We start from the raw sequence: 17,488 nt of genomic DNA, 5'->3' as shown, positions 1-17,488 counted from the left end.
TGTTTTTTTCATAACCCATAACCCAAAAACTACTCTTCCAAATTCTCATTAAAAGCAGAAGGTAATAATTGTGGAATATATTTTATCAAAATAGGTAACAATATTCCTCCTCCAGGAAGTAAAAAGATAGTTAATGAAGGTATAGATTTACATATATCCAACAACTGTTTTTTTACTTTCTTTTTTTCTTCTTTGTCTAAATCAGTTGTAGTTGATTTGGCTAAAAGACGAACCAATTCCTTACTTTCTCTAATTTCTTTGGTTAAGCGTTTTCCGTTTCTAGTAATTAGTTTTGTTACTGTTTTATTAGATTGTTCGTAAAAATGCTTAACAGGATTCGAATAATTAAAATATGGAATTTCGTTTCTATATTGTTTAATGTATGAATCGATATTTTGCAAACTAATTACATATTCACTTTCTGAAATTTTCAATTCAGCACAAAGTGTATGCAAATAATCCTTTTCAATGGTTGTCAATTCATCATCGCTCCACATAGCCATTGTAGCTAAATCTAATAAATAAAGCTTTTCTAAAATTGAATCATATTTTTCAAATTGTTCAAAATCTGTAACTTCTAATTGTTTTCTGTAGAATTTGGTATAACGTAATGAGTTTTCAAAAAGCTTTACCAACAAATTGTCATATTGCGATGGATTTTCCTTTACAGACAAAGCATTGGAAACCAAAACAATCGTACTTTCTTCAACCTTTTTTAAATAATTAACCGGATTTTCAAAAGTCTCTAAATACTTTTTGAAGGCTAAAATATCCATGAACAACAAAGCATTCGTAATAATATGCGAAAAATTACGAGCAAAAATATTCTCATTAGTTTGAATTCTTGTTGCGATACATTCTTCCAAATTAGGTTTGGATTTTAAAAACAACAAATTTCCTTTTTGGTGGAGAAATGTATAAAAATCAATCGCTTTTTCCACAAAATCTTTTTCATCATCAGACTTTGTAATAATCTTAAAAATAGAAAAAAGCGAATTCAATAAGGCTAATTTCGTAATCTCATCACTTGATAGATCTTTTGTATCTATTGGGTTGATAAGATTAATTCTAATAACGTGACCATAAATAAAACCAGAAGTTCTTACATCATGATAAAAAGCCAGCAAATCGTTATTATAATTGTTATAATTCGATTTGTTTTCTGAGAAAAACTTATTTATCCAACCGTTTGCTGATGGGTTAATCATGGTGTTTTTGTAAAATGCAAAGGTATGAAAAGTAGTTGTTACATATTAATTAAAGTTTGGACTATATTTTTCATATTTAAACTTTAAATTTTCTTTAATAAAGTTTATTGCTAATTCATTAAATTCTTCACTTTGTAATACGATTATTTTCTTTTTGTATGTGTGATTTTCATTTAATAAATTAATTTCAAAAGACTTATAAGAGTATCGCATTGATTGATCAATATTTCTTGTAGGAATAGGGTATATTCCAATGAAATATGCATAATTAGGACTTTTATTAAATTTTAAAGTTGAAAAAATAGTCAAGTTTTCTAAATTTATTTTCTTTTGAAAAACTTTAAATTTAAATAAGAAATAGCAATAAAATAAATCAGTATTTTTAACAGACAATCCTTTTCTTAAAAACAACAGTGAAAATAAAAATATTAAAATAAAACCAAATATTGATTGAAATAATATAAATATTGGACTAATTTCAAGATTAAAAAATCCGAAAAAAATAAGTAATAAGGAAATATTTAATATTAATAAATTTTTTCTTTGCCTGAATTCAAGTTGACTATCTAGAATTATTTCCATTTACAATTTTACTTTAATCCAAATATAATATTTTTTCAATATAGTTGAAGAAAACTTCGAGTAACAATATAGTACAAAAACGATAAATTTCCCTTATACCAAAATCGCAACAATCCATTTTATCGTATATGATTTTATGAAATGAATTTGTAAATTTGAATTCAATAAAATAAATCTATGAAAATCGTTATATCTCCAGCTAAGTCATTAAATTTTGAAAGAGAATTGCCAACTAAAAAGCATACTGAAGCACAGTTTCTAAAACAAGCCAATACCATTCAAAAAACCTTAAAAAAGAAGAAGCCAAAACAGTTAATGGATTTAATGTCTATTTCTGAAAAGTTGGCCGATTTAAATTGGGAACGCAACCAAGTTTGGGAAACTCCTTTTACTCCAGAAAATGCTCGACCAGCTATTTTTGCTTTTGATGGTGATGTTTATACTGGATTGGATGCTTATACAATTCCAACAGAAAAATTGGATGATTTACAAGATAAATTGCGAATTCTTTCAGGTTTGTATGGTTTGTTGAAACCTTTGGATTTGATGCAAGCTTATCGTTTGGAAATGGGAACTTCGATAAAAATAGGGACCAAAAAAAACTTATACGAATTTTGGAAAAAAACAATCACAAAAACCTTAAACGACGAACTAAAAAAAGATGAATTATTCCTGAATTTAGCGAGTAACGAATATTTTAGTGCTGTGGATACCAAAACCTTAAAAGTCCCTGTAATCACTCCAGAATTCAAAGATTACAAAGACGGAAAACTAAAAATGATTAGTTTCTTTGCCAAAAAAGCAAGAGGTTTAATGGTTCGTTACATCATTGACAACAATGCAGAAACCATTGAAGATTTAAAAGGGTTCAATTATGAAGGTTACGCTTTTGATGCAAATTTGAGTAAAGGAAATACTTTGGTTTTTACTAGGTAATTATTTTTTAATAGTATCAATAGTTATATTAATAAAAATTTAATAGATTTTCAAACTACTTCTCACCATTAAAAATCTCTTTCACAGCTTCTTGGTAGGCTTTAGGGCTTTGGGCTTTTTTAATCTTTTTAAACGTCTTTTGTGGGTTGGAAAACGAAGTTGAAAAGTACTCCCAAAAACCTAACATTTTCATTTTTATAGGAGTTGGTCCAGAAAGAGCAGCATCGTATTCTTGGTAAATGGTGTCGTGGAATTCGTTGAAAATTTTCCATCTGTCTTTTGGGTATTCTGTGGTGTTGCTTTTAATCATGCTTGGTAAAAAAGGATCAGCAATTAAACCACGACCAATCATAAAATGATCAATGCTAGGAAAACGTTCTTGCATTTCTTTGTACTTGGCTACAGAAGTAATATCACCGTTGTAATATAATTTATGCTTGGTGTTTTCGGTACAACGTTGAAAAGCTTCTAAATTGACACCACCTTTATACAATTGCTTGCCAATTCGAGCATGAATAGCAATATTCTTCAAAGGATAGTTGTCCAAAATCGGAAAAACATCTAAAATTTCTTCTGGATGTTCGTAACCCATTCGCATTTTCATGGAAACAATTACATCCGTTTCATTGTGTACACGATTTAAAATATGGTCAATTTTTGTAGGTTCACAAATTAAACCAGAACCCATTCCTTTTTTGGTCACCATAGGATATGGACAACCTAAATTCCAATTCAGTTCATTGTAACCCAATTCTTGAATGTATTTCACCACAAACAAAAATTCTTCAGCATCATTGGTCATCACTTGTGGAATCAACTCTAAAGTGTTGTTGTTTTCCAATTGCAAATCGCGTTGGTACGAATTTTTAATCACCAACTTTCCATCCAAACGAATATAAGGAGCATAAAAAGTATCAATACCACCAAAATACTTGTGAAATGCATTTCTAAATCGGAAATCGGTAAAACCTTGCAAAGGTGATGAAAGTAGGGTAGGACTCATGTTCAAAATTGAAAGGCAAAGATAAGGGAAAAGTCAATGACAATATCAAGTTCAAAAATCAATTTTAATCTTCTAAAATTTCTTCTTCATCGGTACAATAATCATTATAAAAATAGACGATATCTACTAAATGAATTTCTCTTAATTCATTATTTTTTATTTTTTTTATGAGATTAGGACAATCTTTAAAAAAGACTAAAGTTTTCTTTTTCCAACTTTCTAAAGGATAACAATTAATGCAAGTTGGGAATTCATCAGTTTTACGTTTTACATAGTTGTATATTTTATCTACGATTTGTGAACTTCCAGGATTGTTTGGTGAAGTAGTAACAAAATGTGAGAAACCTTCAAGATATAATGATACTTCACCATCAACTAAAAGTTCAAACAGACGCATTTTTTCATATTTGTTAGGTTTCATATAAACATACGTTTTTATGATATTGAAACCATAAAACTCAACTTTGGAAACACTTTCTTCGTCCCAAGTATCTGGTTTATCTTCTAATGAAAGTCTAAATTTTATTTTTTCATTTTTAATCATAGCAAAACCTTGAAGGGAATCACCATCTTTAAAAAAGATTGTTGCTTCTTGATCCTGCGAAAAACCTAAATAGAATAAAACCAGAAAGAAGATTGTAAATTTTGTTTTTATCATAAAAATTAAATAATCAATCTCACACCACCAAGTTCTTCTATTTTATAAGGAAATTTTTCAGTTGGAGAACCAATAAACATAAAGTTAATTGGAATTTCCCATTTTTGAGAAAGTTCTTGAATTAATTTTGGAGTAAATTTTCCTTCCAAGATTACTAATTCAATATCAATAGCTGGATATTCTCTATCTAAGAAGTCAATTTCTTGTTTCAAATTGGGTGGTCCAGGATTTCCTTTTTCTAAAACGGTAACAATTTTTATTTTCTTAGTATGCTCATTTCTTTCAATGTAAAGCATTACTTTGTTTAGGGTTGCAATGTTATCTCCTTTGGTGAAAAACACAAATTCTTGTTGGTTGATTTTTTGTAAAACACGATTGATTTTTCGGTCACTAACTACAGAAAATTTTCTAAGTGGATCAAAAACAGCATCTAATATTTTTAAAACAGCTTTCAAGAGAATAGTTCGGTTTAACATAACTGCAATAAATAATATTGTTGGAATAAAATAAATAGAAAAGACCAATAAATTACTTGGTAAACCTTCTTTTGGAGGCATAACAATGTTTCCCCAAAGCGCAATTAAAACAGCGAGAATAGCTATTATAACTGAAAGCCAACCTGCTTTTTCAGGTCTTGGTAAAGAATCTCTTTTAATTTTTAAAAGGATGTTACCTATGCCAAAAAGTGCCATAACGGATAAAAACGAAATCGTGTAAACTCCTGCTAACAGTTTTACATTTCCATTTGTTATCAAAAGCACTGAAATACACAATAATAAAAACATGATGACAATTCTATAAGAACTTCCTCTTTTGTTTTTCTTCAAGAAAAAAGGTGGTAAAATTCGGTCTAAAGTCATTCGTTCCAATAAACCAGTAACACCAACAAAACTTGTTAAAACTGCACCACTCAACACCAAAAAAGCATCAATTGCAATAAGAAAAGCGAGCCAGTCTCCACCAACATATTCACCCATTTGAATCAATAAAGTATTTTGATAAGCATCACTTTGTAACAAAGGAATCGCAAAAATAGCTAGTGCAAAAATAGCCATCAGAGGATTTATTATACTAACTATTGACCACATGTTTCGTAATGTTTTTGGAAAAACTCCTTTTTCTTGTTCTTCCACAAAATTGGCTGAACTTTCAAAACCAGAAACACCCAACATAGAAGCAGCAAATCCTAGAAAAATTGCATTAGTAATACTTCCACCAGTTATAGGGAAATGCCAGTTTTCAAATAGTGTTGTAATTCCGTTTTGCATTAAGAAATAAATAATAGATCCACTTAAAATAGCTAAAGACGATAAATGAAAAATAAAAATTCCAATAGCAACTTTTGCAGATTCGGTTATTCCGATAATGGCTAGTAAAGCAAAAATGGACAAAAGAACGATTGTTACAGGAATAATTGGCATCATTGGAATTAAATGATGTAAATAGTGAATTCCTTCATTGGCTGAAATCACAGCTGTTGCCATGTAAGACAATAAAGTTAAAGTAGCTGCTAAGGAAGCAGTTCCTTTGCTTGTTGTGTTCAAAAGAGCATTGTAAGCACCACCATTTAAAGGAAGAGCTCCAACCACTTCACCATAAATTTTTCGGAAAAGAAATAATACAAAAGATACAATTAATAAAGTTATCCAAGCATATTGTCCTGCAAAAGAAATGGCTAAAGCCGAAACATATAATACAGAAGAACTAATGTCATTACCACAAATAGCAGTTGAAGCTAATTGGTTTAATTTTTTGTGTGATTTACTCATTTATTTTTTTCTTTTTTCAATGCTTATCAAATTTACTGATTTTAAATTCAATATACCAAAAGGATTGAATATTTAGAATAAAAAAAATAAATAATTAATTAATATATAACTGATGAACTTTTTAATTATCCTTTAATTTTTTTTATAAAATCATTGATTTTATTTGTTTTATTTGTTTTCAAAAATTTAATAAAAGCACTTCCAATAATGGCTCCTTTTTGATGTTTTGTAGCTTGAGTGAAAGTCTCATGTTCTTTGATTCCAAAACCAACAATTTGAGGATTTTTTAGGTTTAAGTCTGAAATTCGTTTGAAATAATTCATCTGTTCGTCACCAAAACCAGATTGACTTCCAGTTACAGCAGCTGAACTAACCATATAAATAAAACTATCAGAAATAGCATCTATTTGTGCAATTCGTTCATTTGACGTTTGAGGTGTAATAAGAAATATGTTTTTCAAATGATATTTTTCAAAAGTTGCTTTGTATTCATTTTCATAAACGTATAAAGGTAAATCAGGAATTATCAAACCATCAACCCCAACTTCAGCACATTTTTGACAAAATTTTTCTATTCCAAATTGCATCATCGGATTGAAATAACCCATTATGATTAAAGGAATTTGAACGGTTTTGCGAATGTCTTTCAATTGTTCAAATAGAAGAGAAGTCGTCATTCCGTTTTCAATAGCAATAGTCGAACTTTCCTGAATGGTTGGTCCATCAGCCAAAGGATCAGAAAAAGGCAATCCAATTTCAATCATATCAACCCCATTTTTTTCTAATTCTTCAATTATGGAAACTGTATCGTTTATTTTGGGATAACCTGCTGTAAAATAGATTGAAAGCAGTTTTTTATCTTCTTGAAGTTTTTTATTTATTCTGTTCATTGTTTTTTGTTTTAAAATTTAAGTTATTTTTCACTAATCACTAATCACTAATCACTCAAATTAAAATATTCAATATACGTATTCAAATCTTTATCACCTCTTCCTGATAAATTGATTACCACAATATCTGTTGCTTTAAATTGTTTTTTATCCAAAACTGAAAAAGCATGAGCTGTTTCAATGGCAGGAATTATGCCTTCCATTTTTGAAATTTCTAAACCTGATTGCATGGCTTCTTTGTCTGTAATAGCGATAAATTCAGCACGTTTGGAATCATGTAAATGTGCGTGTAATGGTCCAACACCAGGATAGTCTAAACCCGCTGAAATAGAATAAGGTTCGATTATTTGTCCGTCTTCTGTTTGCATTAATAAGGTTTTACTTCCGTGAATAATTCCGATTTTTCCTAAAACAGATGTTGCAGCACTTTCACCAGAATCCACTCCATGACCAGCAGCTTCCACAGCAATTAATTTTACCGATTCATCTTCTAAAAATTCGTAAAAAGCTCCAGCAGCATTGCTTCCACCACCCACACAAGCAATTACATAATCTGGATTTTCTCTACCTTCTTGTTCTTGCAATTGAACTTTAATTTCCTTAGAAATCACACTTTGAAATTTTGCCACCATATCTGGATAAGGATGAGGTCCAACGACAGAACCAATGATGTAAAACGTGTCCACAGGATTGTTAATCCAATCACGAATCGCTTCATTAGTAGCATCTTTCAAGGTTTTTGAACCAGAAGTTGCTGGACGGACTGTTGCACCCAACATTTTCATACGAGCTACATTTGGTGCTTGTCGTTTGATATCTACTTCACCCATGTAAACGATGCATTCCAAACCCATTAAAGCACAAACAGTTGCAGTAGCTACACCATGTTGTCCAGCACCAGTTTCAGCAATGATTCGGGTTTTTCCTAATCGTTTTGCCATTAAAATTTGTCCAATAGTATTGTTTACTTTATGTGCTCCTGTGTGGCATAAATCTTCTCGTTTTAGATAGATTTTTGTATTGTATTTTTCGGATAAACGTTGGGCAAAATAGAGCGGAGTTGGTCTTCCAACATATTGTTTTAATAAATCATTGAATTCTTCTTGAAAAGAAGGTTCAGCCATTATTTTTAAATAATTTTCTTTTAGTTCTTCAACATTTGGATATAGCATTTCTGGAATGAAAGCACCTCCAAATTTGCCGTAAAAGCCGTTTTCGTCAACGTTATAATTTGTTTTCATCTAACAATTTTTTAAACTTTTCTAATTCATTTTTATTTTTTAATCCTGGTGCTGTTTCAAAACGACTGTTTACATCAATCGCATAACAGTACTTTGATAGATCAGAATCAAGGAATTCTTGTATTTTGTCTATTTCGGTTAAACCAATTCCTCCACTTAAAAAGAATGGTTTTTGTAAGTTGTAATTTTCTAAAACATGCCAATCAAAAGTAGTTCCGTTTCCACCAGGTAATTTTCCTTTGGTATCAAAAAGAAAGTGATCCACAACATTTTCGTAAGTTTTTAATCGACTGAAATCAAAATCATTATTTATTGAAAATGCTTTTATAATTTCGACATTTTCATTCTTTAAATTGGCACAATAATCAACCGATTCTTTTCCGTGTAATTGAATCAAATCTAATTGAAAGGTTTTGATTTTATTTTGAATTTCCTCTATACTTGCATCTACAAAAACACCTACTTTTTTGATATTTGAATCTAATTTTGGAAGTTCTTTTAAATCAAACTTTCGACTTGATTTTTCCCAAAAAATAAGTCCCAAATAATCAGGTTTTAATGCAGCAATCTCCTGAATGTTATCAGAATATTTCATGCCACATATTTTTAGTTTTATCTTATTCATTTCGAAGATACTTTTCGGATGAATTCTCTTGCTTCTTTTCCTGGATTTTCAGTTTTCATAAAATGTTCTCCCATTAAAAAACCTTGGTAACCATATTGTTGTAATTCTTTAACCGCTTCAACAGAACTAATACCACTTTCCGAAACTTTCACAAAATCATCTGGAATTTGAGTTGCCAATTCTTTACTATAATTCAAACTCACTTCAAATGTTTTTAGGTTTCTATTGTTCACGCCAATCATATCTAAACTTGGCATAATTGACTTTTCTAACTCTTCTGAATTGTGTACTTCTACTAAAACTTCTAAGGCTAAACTTTGAGCGAATTCAGATAATTTTTTGATTTCTTCACGCGTTAAAACAGCTGCTATTAATAGAATTACGTCAGCACCATTAGCTTTCGCTTCTAGTATTTGATATTCATCAATCACAAATTCTTTTCGTAATAAAGGAATATTAACTGTAGCTTTTGCTAAAAGTAAATCGTCTAAACTTCCCCCAAAATATTTTCCATCTGTTAAAACTGAAATGCCACAAGCACCGGCATTTTGATAGCCTAAAACAACATCTTCAACAGAAAGATTGTTGTTAATTACAGATCTTGAAGGTGAACGACGTTTGTGTTCGGCAATAATTCCAGACAAACTGTTTTTTAGCAATTTTGCCATAGAATTTGTGCTGCAATTAAATAAAACAGAAGTTTCTAATTGCGAAACAAGAATGATGCTTTTCTTTAAAGCAACTTCTCGTTTTTTGTCTGTTATGATTTTATCTAAGATATTCATTTTTTAGTAATTAGTAATTAGTAAAGAGTGATTAGTGATTAGCTGCTTATTTTGATTAAATGATTTAGTTTTTCAAATGCTTTACCAGTTTTCAAACTCTCTTGTGCTTTGGATAAAGCATCTTCATAATTTGATTTTTCAATAGTTTGAATAGCAACAGCAGCATTGGCACAAACCACATTGTTCTGTTCAACTGAACCTTTCCCAGAAATTACATTATAGAAAATTTTGTCTGCTTCATCAATTGTGGTTCCACCTTTAATACTTTCTAATTTGATGCTTGGAAAATTAAAATCAATGGGTTTTAAAATTTGCTCTGAATGATTTGAAATTATCTTTACATCATCAGTCAATGAAACTTCGTCAAAACCACTCAATCCATGTAAAATTGAGTAATTTGTTGTCGTATTTTGGTACAAATAAGCATACATTCGAGCCAATTCTAAACTAAAAACGCCAACCATTTGATTCTTTGGAAAGGACGGATTTACCATTGGACCTAACATATTGAAAAAGGTTTTTACGGCTAATTCTTTTCGAATTGGACCCACATTTTTCATGGCTGGATGAAATAAAGGAGCATGAAGAATAGTAATGTTTGTTTCCTCGATAGATTTGGTTAAAAAATCAATATCATTTGTGAATTTAACACCCATTTTTTCCATCACATTACTTGAACCCGAAATAGAAGAAACTCCGTAATTACCATGTTTTGCCACTTTTATTCCAGCTCCAGCAACAATGAATGAAGCTAAAGTTGAGATATTGAAGGTATCTTTTCCATCACCACCTGTTCCGCACAAATCAATAGTATTATAAGCAGAAAAATCTACAGGAATGCACAATTCCAATAAAGCCTCACGGAAACCTGATAATTCTTCAATGGTGATACTTCGCATCATGTAAACAGTCATGAATGCTGCAATTTGACTTGGATTATAGTTTCCAGAAGAAATATTTACCAAGACATCTTTAGCTTCTTCTTTGTTTAAAACTTCATGTTGGATTAAACGATTTAATATATTTTTCATGTCTTTTAAATTTTAAAATTGGATATAAGTTGAGCCATACTTCAATGATTTTGTATCTATGAAATAGTAAAATAAGTTTGTATGTTGTTGTTAATTAATGGCTAAGCCAATTTTCTAGAATTTTCTTTCCATTAGGAGTTAAAACACTTTCTGGATGATATTGTACACCACGAATATCATATTTTGCATGTTTCATTGACATAATTTGTCCGTTTTCATCAAGGCTAGTTACAATTAAATCTTTTGGAAGGTTTTCTTTAGCAACTACCCAAGAATGGTATCTTCCGACTTCTGTTTCTTTTGGTAAATCATTAAAAATGAAATCGTCTTCAGTTTGCATCACTTTGGTTGCTACACCATGATAGACTTTTTCAAGATTAGTTAGTTTGGCTCCAAAAACTTCTCCAATAGCTTGTAAACCTAAACAAACTCCAAATATACTTTTGGTTGACGCATATTTTTTTATCACATCTTTCAATAAACCAGCTTCATCCGGAATTCCTGGTCCAGGAGAAAGTAAAATTTTATCAAATTGTTCTAGTTCTTCTAATTCAAATTCATCGTTACGAAAAACAGTAACTTCTGCATTCAAATCTTCTAAATAATGAACTAAATTATAAGTAAAACTATCGTAATTATCTATGACTACTATTTTCATATTTTTTAAGTTCAATGTCAATATCAAAAATCAATATCAACTATGTTATTTTTTAATTTCTAATTTACAATCAAGTTCAATTTGATTCTTGTAATTGAACTTGCACTTGTACTTGTACTTGTTAAATTGTTTCAGCTAAATCTAAGGCTTTTTGCAAAGCTCCTAATTTGTTGTACACTTCTTGTGTTTCTTTTTCTTCTGATGAATCAGCTATAATTCCTGCTCCAGCTTGAAAGTGTAAGGTATGATTTATACTTAAAAAACTTCTTATCATAATCGCGTGATTAAAATTACCTTGAAAATCCATAAAACCAATGGCTCCACCATAAAAACTTCGGTTTGTTTTTTCAATAGCTTCAATTAATTCCATGGCTTTGTATTTGGGAGCACCAGCCAAAGTTCCTGCGGGAAAGGTTTTAGCAACCAATTCTATAAAAGGATGGTTAGGTTTTAATTTTCCTGTTACTTTAGAAACCAAATGAATTACGTGAGAAAAGAATTGAACCTCTTTATATTTCTCCACTTTCACTTCGTTACAACTTCTGCTCAAATCGTTTCTAGCCAAATCGACCAACATAACGTGTTCGCTGTTTTCTTTTTTGTCTTGGTTTAATTTTTTGGCTAAAAGAGCATCATCTTCATCATTTCCTGTACGTTTAAAAGTTCCTGCAATGGGATGAATTTCAGCATGATTATCTTTTATAACCAATTGAGCTTCTGGTGAAGATCCAAATATTTTAAAATTTCCATAATCAAAATAGAATAGGTAAGGAGAAGGATTTATACTTCTTAAAGCACGATAAACATTAAACTCATCACCTTTAAAATTTTGTGAAAAACGTCGAGATAAAACTAATTGAAATACATCTCCTCGTTGGAAATGTTTTTTGGCTAAAGCCACATAATTTTTAAATTCAGAATCGGTTAAGTTTGAAACAACTTCACCATTTTTTGCAAAGCTAAAAGAAGCAAAATTTTTTGCTTGTAACAATTGTTGGATTTCAGCAATATTGTTTTCATTTTCATAGGAATGACAAAAAATATATGCTTCATTTTTAAAATGGTTAATGGCAATAATATTTTGGTAAACAGCATAATAAATTTCAGGAATTTTATTTTCGGATGATTTTTGAGCAATTTTTATATTTTCAAAATGTTGAATGGCATCATAAGCAATGTAACCAAATAGTCCTTGTGTGATGAATTTAAATTGGTTTTCATCTGTGGTGAAATGCTTAGAAAATTGTTCGATTTCATTGGCAACATTAACATGATTATCAATTGGAATAATTTCAGAAAATCCATCAGGAAAATTAGTTTCAATTTTTTGATTTTCTACTTTGATAGAAGCAATTGGATTGAAACAGATGTAAGAGAAACTATTGTCATTGCCATGATAATCAGAGCTTTCAAGTAAAATGCTATTCGGAAATTTATCACGAATTTTCAAATAAATACTAACAGGTGTAATAGTATCTGCTAAAATTTGTTTGAAGGTTGTATTTAATTTATAGGTTTTCATTAATTATATTTTAAAATAGGCAATAAAAAAAGGCTTGTCGTGATTGACAAGCCTTTTCTATGTATTTGAATTTAATTTATACTATAGCAGGAATCGCTCACGAAGATTGACGTAAGTTATTCCACCACCAAGTATTATTTAAAAATGTGTTCATTATTCTTTAATTGTTTGACAAAGATATAGAAAGTAAATTGTAAAAAACAAATTTTATTTAATCTTTAATAATTAAATCATATTTTTCAAGCAGACCTTTTAAACCATCCGTTGAAAATTGAGCTTTTTTAAGTTTGTTGATTTCAGGATCCATTGCATAGTTGTAACTTGAATAAAAGTCAGCTTTATTTGCAATTGTATTGATGAAAACAGCTCTTCTTAAATCACAATTATTGAAAACACTTTCGGTTAAATCGGTTTCCATAAAATCTACGGCAACCATACTACAATTGTCAAAACGCATTTTTTTGAGTTTCAATTTGTAAAATTGAGCATAATCTAAAATACAATCTTGAAAATTAAAATGATATAAAACTTGGTCAGTCATGGCAAAATTGACACTGGTGAAATTGCATTTTATGAATAATACATCACGAAGTGAAACATAATTGATTTTAGTATTTTTGAAATTACATTCCGTAAAAGTACAATCTACAAAGGTTTCGTTTTGAAATGTACAACTTGTAAAATCACAATTGATAAATAGACAATCTTCAAATTCTTTGTATTTTATGTCAGTTTCTTCAAAAGTTTTACCTTCAAATTTTTCTCCAATACTATAATCACTCATTTTAATATTTTTGGTAAAAATAAGTAAAATAGAAAGAAGAAGTAACAATAAAGTTATGTTAAAATAGCAAATTTTAGGAATTGATTTGATTAAATTTGAGCATAAATAATTAAGTATGAAGTTTACGTTTTCAGTTGAGTTGTTACTGTTTTTAATGATTTTTGGGTTTAAAACTGTTGCTCAAGAAAATAAAGAAACTGAACCTTTGAAAATAATTAAAAGTGCTAATTATGAAGTAAAATCATTTGATTATGAAGGTTTGGAAACCTACATGAAAGTGGAAGGTGATACTACTTATGTGTACAATTTTTGGGCAACTTGGTGTGCACCTTGTGTGAAAGAATTACCAAGTTTTTTGAAGTTAAATGAAAAGTATAAAGACAAACCTTTTAAACTAGTTTTAGTTAGTTTAGACTTTCCAAAATCTGTAGAAAAAAGTTTGATGCCTTTTTTAGAAAAGAAAAAAATGAATGTTGAAGTGGTTTTGCTAAATGACCCAGATGCAAACAGTTGGATTGAAAAGATAGATAAAGATTGGTCTGGTGCTATTCCAGCAACATTGATTATTAATAAAAATAAACGAAAGTTTTACGAACAATCGTTTGAATATGAACAGTTAGAAAAAGAAGTTAAAACGTTTATAAATTAAATTTAAAAAAATGAAAAAATTTAGAATTGCTCTGTTAGGATTAATTGGTGTATTTATTTTTGCTTTCACCACAAAAGATACAGTTTCAGGTTATGAAATTGATGATATTGCCACAGATTTTTCTTTGAAAAACATCGATAACAAAATGGTTTCTTTAAAAGATTATAAAGATGCCAAAGGTTTTATTGTGATTTTTACTTGTAATCATTGTCCTTATGCAAAAGCTTATGAAGATAGAATTGTTGCTTTGGATAAAAAATATAAGAAATTAGGCTATCCAGTGATTGCTATCAATCCAAATAATCCAGAAAAAAATAAAGAGGATAGTTTTGAAAAAATGATTGTTAGAGCTAGAGAAAAAGGATTTACGTTCCCTTATTTATTTGATGAAGGTCAGAAAATATATCCTCAATATGGAGCTACAAAAACACCTCATGTTTACATTTTAGAGAAAACAGCTAAAGGAAATATTGTAAAATACATTGGATCAATTGATGATAATTACGAAGACGAAAAAGAAGTAAAAGTGAAATATGTAGAAGATGCTGTTAATTCACTTTTAAAAGGAAAAGAAGTAGAAGTTAAAACAACAAAAGCTATTGGTTGTTCCATCAAAGCTTAAATTTAATCAACATAAAAAATTGAATAAAGACCATGCTTTTTGCATGGTTTTTTATTTTAATAGTCAAACTTTTGCTTATTTTAGCACTATTAAAAATACAAGAATGATTTCAGAAACTCAATTTAAAGCCGAATTAGATATAATAATTTCAAATGCCATTAGAGAAGACGTTGGTGATGGTGATCATAGTTCTTTAGCATGTATTCCAAAAGAGGCTCAAGGAAAAGCCAAACTATTAGTAAAAGATGAAGGAATAATTGCTGGTGTTGAATTTGCCAAAATGATTTTCAATTACGTAGATTCAGATATGGAAGTGGAAACCTTTATCCAAGATGGAGAAAAAGTAAAATATGGAGATGTAGTTTTTCATGTTTCTGGTAGATCACAATCGATTTTAAAAGCTGAACGTTTGGTATTAAATTCTATGCAAAGAATGAGTGCAATTGCCACTAAAACTAGAATGTTCGTTGATTTAATTGGAGATGCCAAAGCTAAAATTTTAGACACCAGAAAAACAACTCCTGGAATTCGTGCTATTGAAAAATGGGCTGTAAAAATTGGAGGTGGAGAAAATCATCGTTTTGCTTTGTATGATATGATTATGTTAAAAGACAATCACATTGATTTTGCTGGTGGAATTCCGCAAGCTATTGAAAAAACGAAACAATATCTAAAAGATAACAACAAAGAGTTAAAAATCATCGTTGAAGCAAGAGATATGAATGAAGTCGAACAAATTGTCAATGCTGGTGGAGTTTATCGCATTTTATTAGATAACTTTGATTTTGAAACTACAAGAAAAGCAGTTGAATTTATTGGAGATAAATGTTTAACAGAATCTTCAGGAAACATCAATGAAAAAACCATTCGTAATTACGCTTTGTGTGGTGTGGATTACATTTCATCTGGAGCTTTAACGCATTCGGTTTACAATATGGATTTGAGTTTAAAGGCTTTATAATTTAGTAATAAATTCAGCAAGAATGTCAGAATTAATTGAAAAAAAGCTCGAAAAAATACCTGTAATTAGGCAATTAGCTCGTTTTACAAAAAACATAAAGGTCAAATCCCTAATTGAAGGAATGTCACTTTATGATGTTTTGGAGCTTTATGTTTTAGGTATTTTTAAGGGAGCATTTTCCTATAGAGCTAGTGCAATTGCATTTAGTTTTTTCATGGCATTGTTTCCTTTTGCCTTATTTATTCTGAATTTGATTCCTTATATTCCTATAAAAAATTTTCAGGTGGATTTCATCAATTTTATTGCTCAAAATGTTCCTCCTAATACGTTCGAAGCTATCAATAAAATTATCGTAGATATCTTGAACAACAGTTATCAAGGCTTATTGTCAACAGGTTTTATTTTGTCAATTTTCTTAATGACAAATGGAGTTAACGCTATTTTAGGAGGCTTTGAAATGAGTGAACATATAACTTTAACGCGTGGATATTTTAGGCAATATTTAATTTCTTTGGCCTTATCATTGATACTATCTTTTTTATTATTAATTACGGTTGCAGCAATAATTGTTTTTGAAGTTTTTATCCAAAAAATAAAAATTCAAGGCTTCTTTTCTGATGATATTTCATTGATAGAATGGGGAAGATATGCTTTTGTGATTTTGATGATTTTAATTACAACTTCAATTTTATATAAATATGGAACAAAAGAAACAGCCAAAATTAGGTTTATTAGTACTGGAGCTATTTTTACCACAATTTTAATTATAATTTCTTCTTATGTTTTTGGAATTTATGTAGAAAAATTTGCTCGTTATAATGAACTTTATGGTTCAATTGGTACACTTCTTGTATTAATGTTTTATATATGGATAAATTGCATGGTTCTTTTATTAGGATTCGAATTAAATGCAGCTATCAATAAATTGAAAAGAAAAAATTTATATATTTAACAAAAATTAAAAACAATTATTATGAAATCAAAGATTATAGCGTTATTTTTAGTAGCATTTACAACATTTGCTATGAATGCTCAAAAAACAGTATCAGGAGTAAAAGTTGATGATAAACTTTCTTTAGAAGGAAAGGATTTAACTCTAAATGGAGCAGGTTTAAGAGAAAAAATGTGGATTGATTTATATGTAGGATCATTATATGTAACCAAAAAATCTACAAATGCTCAGGACATTATTGATAGTAAAGATGCTGCAGCTATTAAATTAAACATTGTTTCAGGAATGATTACTTCTGACAAAATGATTAGTGCTGTGAATGAAGGTTTTGAAAATGCTACAAACAAAAATACAGCACCTTTAAAAACAAAAATTGATAAATTCAAAGGATTCTTCAAAGAAAAAATAAACAAAGGAGATTCATTTATTATTATGTATGATGGCAATGAAACTATTGTTTATAAAAACGGAGCTAAAAAAGGTTCTATTGAAGGACATGATTTCAAAAAAGCCTTATTCGGAATTTGGTTAGGAAAAAAACCAGCTGATGACGATTTAAAAGACGGTATGTTAGGAAAATAATTCTTCAACATTTAAATAAATAAAAGCACT

19 protein-coding genes are annotated in these 17,488 nt (G+C 29.4%); 6 read left to right on the top strand and 13 right to left on the bottom strand.

All coding sequences use genetic code 11. The features are described from left to right. Positions 1 to 29 precede the first annotated feature (29 nt). Positions 30 to 1,208: an LETM1-related biofilm-associated protein gene (locus ACFO3U_RS04255; RefSeq protein ID WP_379738489.1), complete on the bottom strand. Its 1,179-nt coding sequence runs from the start codon at positions 1,206 to 1,208 to the stop codon at positions 30 to 32. Between the two features lie 45 nt (positions 1,209 to 1,253). Further along, positions 1,254 to 1,517 (bottom strand): hypothetical protein, encoded by a 264-nt coding sequence (locus tag ACFO3U_RS04250; protein ID WP_379738488.1) that lies wholly within the window; start codon positions 1,515 to 1,517, stop codon positions 1,254 to 1,256. A 450-nt stretch (positions 1,518 to 1,967) separates the two neighbouring features. Here ACFO3U_RS04250 and yaaA point away from each other — a divergent pair, with 450 nt between their 5' ends. Further along, entirely contained in the window at positions 1,968 to 2,726 is a 759-nt protein-coding gene (yaaA, locus tag ACFO3U_RS04245; protein WP_379738487.1) for a peroxide stress protein YaaA, read from the top strand. Between the two features lie 55 nt (positions 2,727 to 2,781). On the opposite strand, the gene ACFO3U_RS04240 is transcribed toward yaaA, so the two are convergent. The 11 genes from ACFO3U_RS04240 to ACFO3U_RS04190 all read right to left on the bottom strand — a co-directional run bounded on the left by ACFO3U_RS04240 (position 2,782) and on the right by ACFO3U_RS04190 (position 13,692). Then, positions 2,782 to 3,729 carry a tRNA dihydrouridine synthase gene (locus ACFO3U_RS04240; protein WP_379738486.1) on the bottom strand — a complete coding sequence of 316 codons (948 nt, stop codon included), beginning with the start codon at positions 3,727 to 3,729 and terminating at the stop codon, positions 2,782 to 2,784. Positions 3,730 to 3,793: 64 nt separating this feature from the next. Further along, positions 3,794 to 4,387: a hypothetical protein gene (locus ACFO3U_RS04235; RefSeq protein ID WP_379738485.1), complete on the bottom strand. Its 594-nt coding sequence runs from the start codon at positions 4,385 to 4,387 to the stop codon at positions 3,794 to 3,796. 5 nt (positions 4,388 to 4,392) lie between these two features. Beyond that, positions 4,393 to 6,156, bottom strand: coding sequence for an APC family permease (locus tag ACFO3U_RS04230; protein ID WP_379738484.1), 1,764 nt, complete (start codon positions 6,154 to 6,156; stop codon positions 4,393 to 4,395). Between the two features lie 125 nt (positions 6,157 to 6,281). Continuing rightward, entirely contained in the window at positions 6,282 to 7,046 is a 765-nt protein-coding gene (gene trpA, locus ACFO3U_RS04225; RefSeq protein WP_379738483.1) for a tryptophan synthase subunit alpha, read from the bottom strand. 47 nt (positions 7,047 to 7,093) lie between these two features. Beyond that, positions 7,094 to 8,287 (bottom strand): tryptophan synthase subunit beta, encoded by a 1,194-nt coding sequence (trpB, locus tag ACFO3U_RS04220; protein WP_379738482.1) that lies wholly within the window; start codon positions 8,285 to 8,287, stop codon positions 7,094 to 7,096. After that, positions 8,271 to 8,912: a phosphoribosylanthranilate isomerase gene (locus ACFO3U_RS04215; protein WP_379738481.1), complete on the bottom strand. Its 642-nt coding sequence runs from the start codon at positions 8,910 to 8,912 to the stop codon at positions 8,271 to 8,273. The genes trpB and ACFO3U_RS04215 overlap by 17 nt, the downstream gene beginning before the upstream one ends. Beyond that, the gene (gene trpC, locus ACFO3U_RS04210; protein ID WP_379738480.1) at positions 8,909 to 9,697 is read right to left on the bottom strand and encodes an indole-3-glycerol phosphate synthase TrpC; all 789 of its coding nucleotides are present in this window, start codon (positions 9,695 to 9,697) and stop codon (positions 8,909 to 8,911) included. Before trpC ends, ACFO3U_RS04215 begins: the two co-directional genes overlap by 4 nt. 38 nt (positions 9,698 to 9,735) lie before the next feature. Further along, entirely contained in the window at positions 9,736 to 10,728 is a 993-nt protein-coding gene (gene trpD / locus ACFO3U_RS04205; RefSeq protein ID WP_379738479.1) for an anthranilate phosphoribosyltransferase, read from the bottom strand. A gap of 94 nt (positions 10,729 to 10,822) precedes the next feature. Then, on the bottom strand, positions 10,823 to 11,386 hold the full coding sequence (locus ACFO3U_RS04200; RefSeq protein WP_379738478.1) for an anthranilate synthase component II: 564 nt from the start codon (positions 11,384 to 11,386) through the stop codon (positions 10,823 to 10,825). Between the two features lie 121 nt (positions 11,387 to 11,507). After that, positions 11,508 to 12,908 carry an anthranilate synthase component I family protein gene (locus ACFO3U_RS04195; protein ID WP_379738477.1) on the bottom strand — a complete coding sequence of 467 codons (1,401 nt, stop codon included), beginning with the start codon at positions 12,906 to 12,908 and terminating at the stop codon, positions 11,508 to 11,510. 211 nt (positions 12,909 to 13,119) lie between these two features. Continuing rightward, positions 13,120 to 13,692, bottom strand: coding sequence for a pentapeptide repeat-containing protein (locus ACFO3U_RS04190; RefSeq protein WP_379738476.1), 573 nt, complete (start codon positions 13,690 to 13,692; stop codon positions 13,120 to 13,122). Between the two features lie 115 nt (positions 13,693 to 13,807). Between ACFO3U_RS04190 and ACFO3U_RS04185 the strand changes: the two genes are divergently transcribed. The 5 genes from ACFO3U_RS04185 (at position 13,808) to ACFO3U_RS04165 (ending at position 17,458) form a co-directional block, all read left to right on the top strand. Further along, positions 13,808 to 14,341, top strand: a complete 534-nt coding sequence (locus ACFO3U_RS04185) for a TlpA disulfide reductase family protein (protein ID WP_379738475.1) — start codon at positions 13,808 to 13,810, stop codon at positions 14,339 to 14,341. A gap of 10 nt (positions 14,342 to 14,351) precedes the next feature. Further along, on the top strand, positions 14,352 to 14,963 hold the full coding sequence (locus ACFO3U_RS04180) for a thioredoxin family protein (RefSeq protein WP_379738474.1): 612 nt from the start codon (positions 14,352 to 14,354) through the stop codon (positions 14,961 to 14,963). Between the two features lie 103 nt (positions 14,964 to 15,066). Further along, entirely contained in the window at positions 15,067 to 15,924 is an 858-nt protein-coding gene (nadC, locus tag ACFO3U_RS04175) for a carboxylating nicotinate-nucleotide diphosphorylase (protein WP_379738473.1), read from the top strand. A gap of 22 nt (positions 15,925 to 15,946) precedes the next feature. Further along, a complete protein-coding gene (locus ACFO3U_RS04170) occupies positions 15,947 to 16,876 on the top strand; it encodes a YihY/virulence factor BrkB family protein (protein ID WP_379738472.1) in 930 nt (309 codons plus the stop codon). 21 nt (positions 16,877 to 16,897) lie between these two features. Continuing rightward, complete coding sequence (locus ACFO3U_RS04165) at positions 16,898 to 17,458, top strand: chalcone isomerase family protein (protein ID WP_379738471.1); 561 nt, start codon at positions 16,898 to 16,900, stop codon at positions 17,456 to 17,458. Positions 17,459 to 17,488: the final 30 nt, after the last annotated feature.

This window comes from Flavobacterium ponti, from assembly GCF_042652765.1.
Lineage (GTDB): Bacteria > Bacteroidota > Bacteroidia > Flavobacteriales > Flavobacteriaceae > Flavobacterium > Flavobacterium ponti.
Note: the sequence above shows the minus strand (reverse complement) of the source record. Positions and strands in the feature narration are given on the sequence as shown.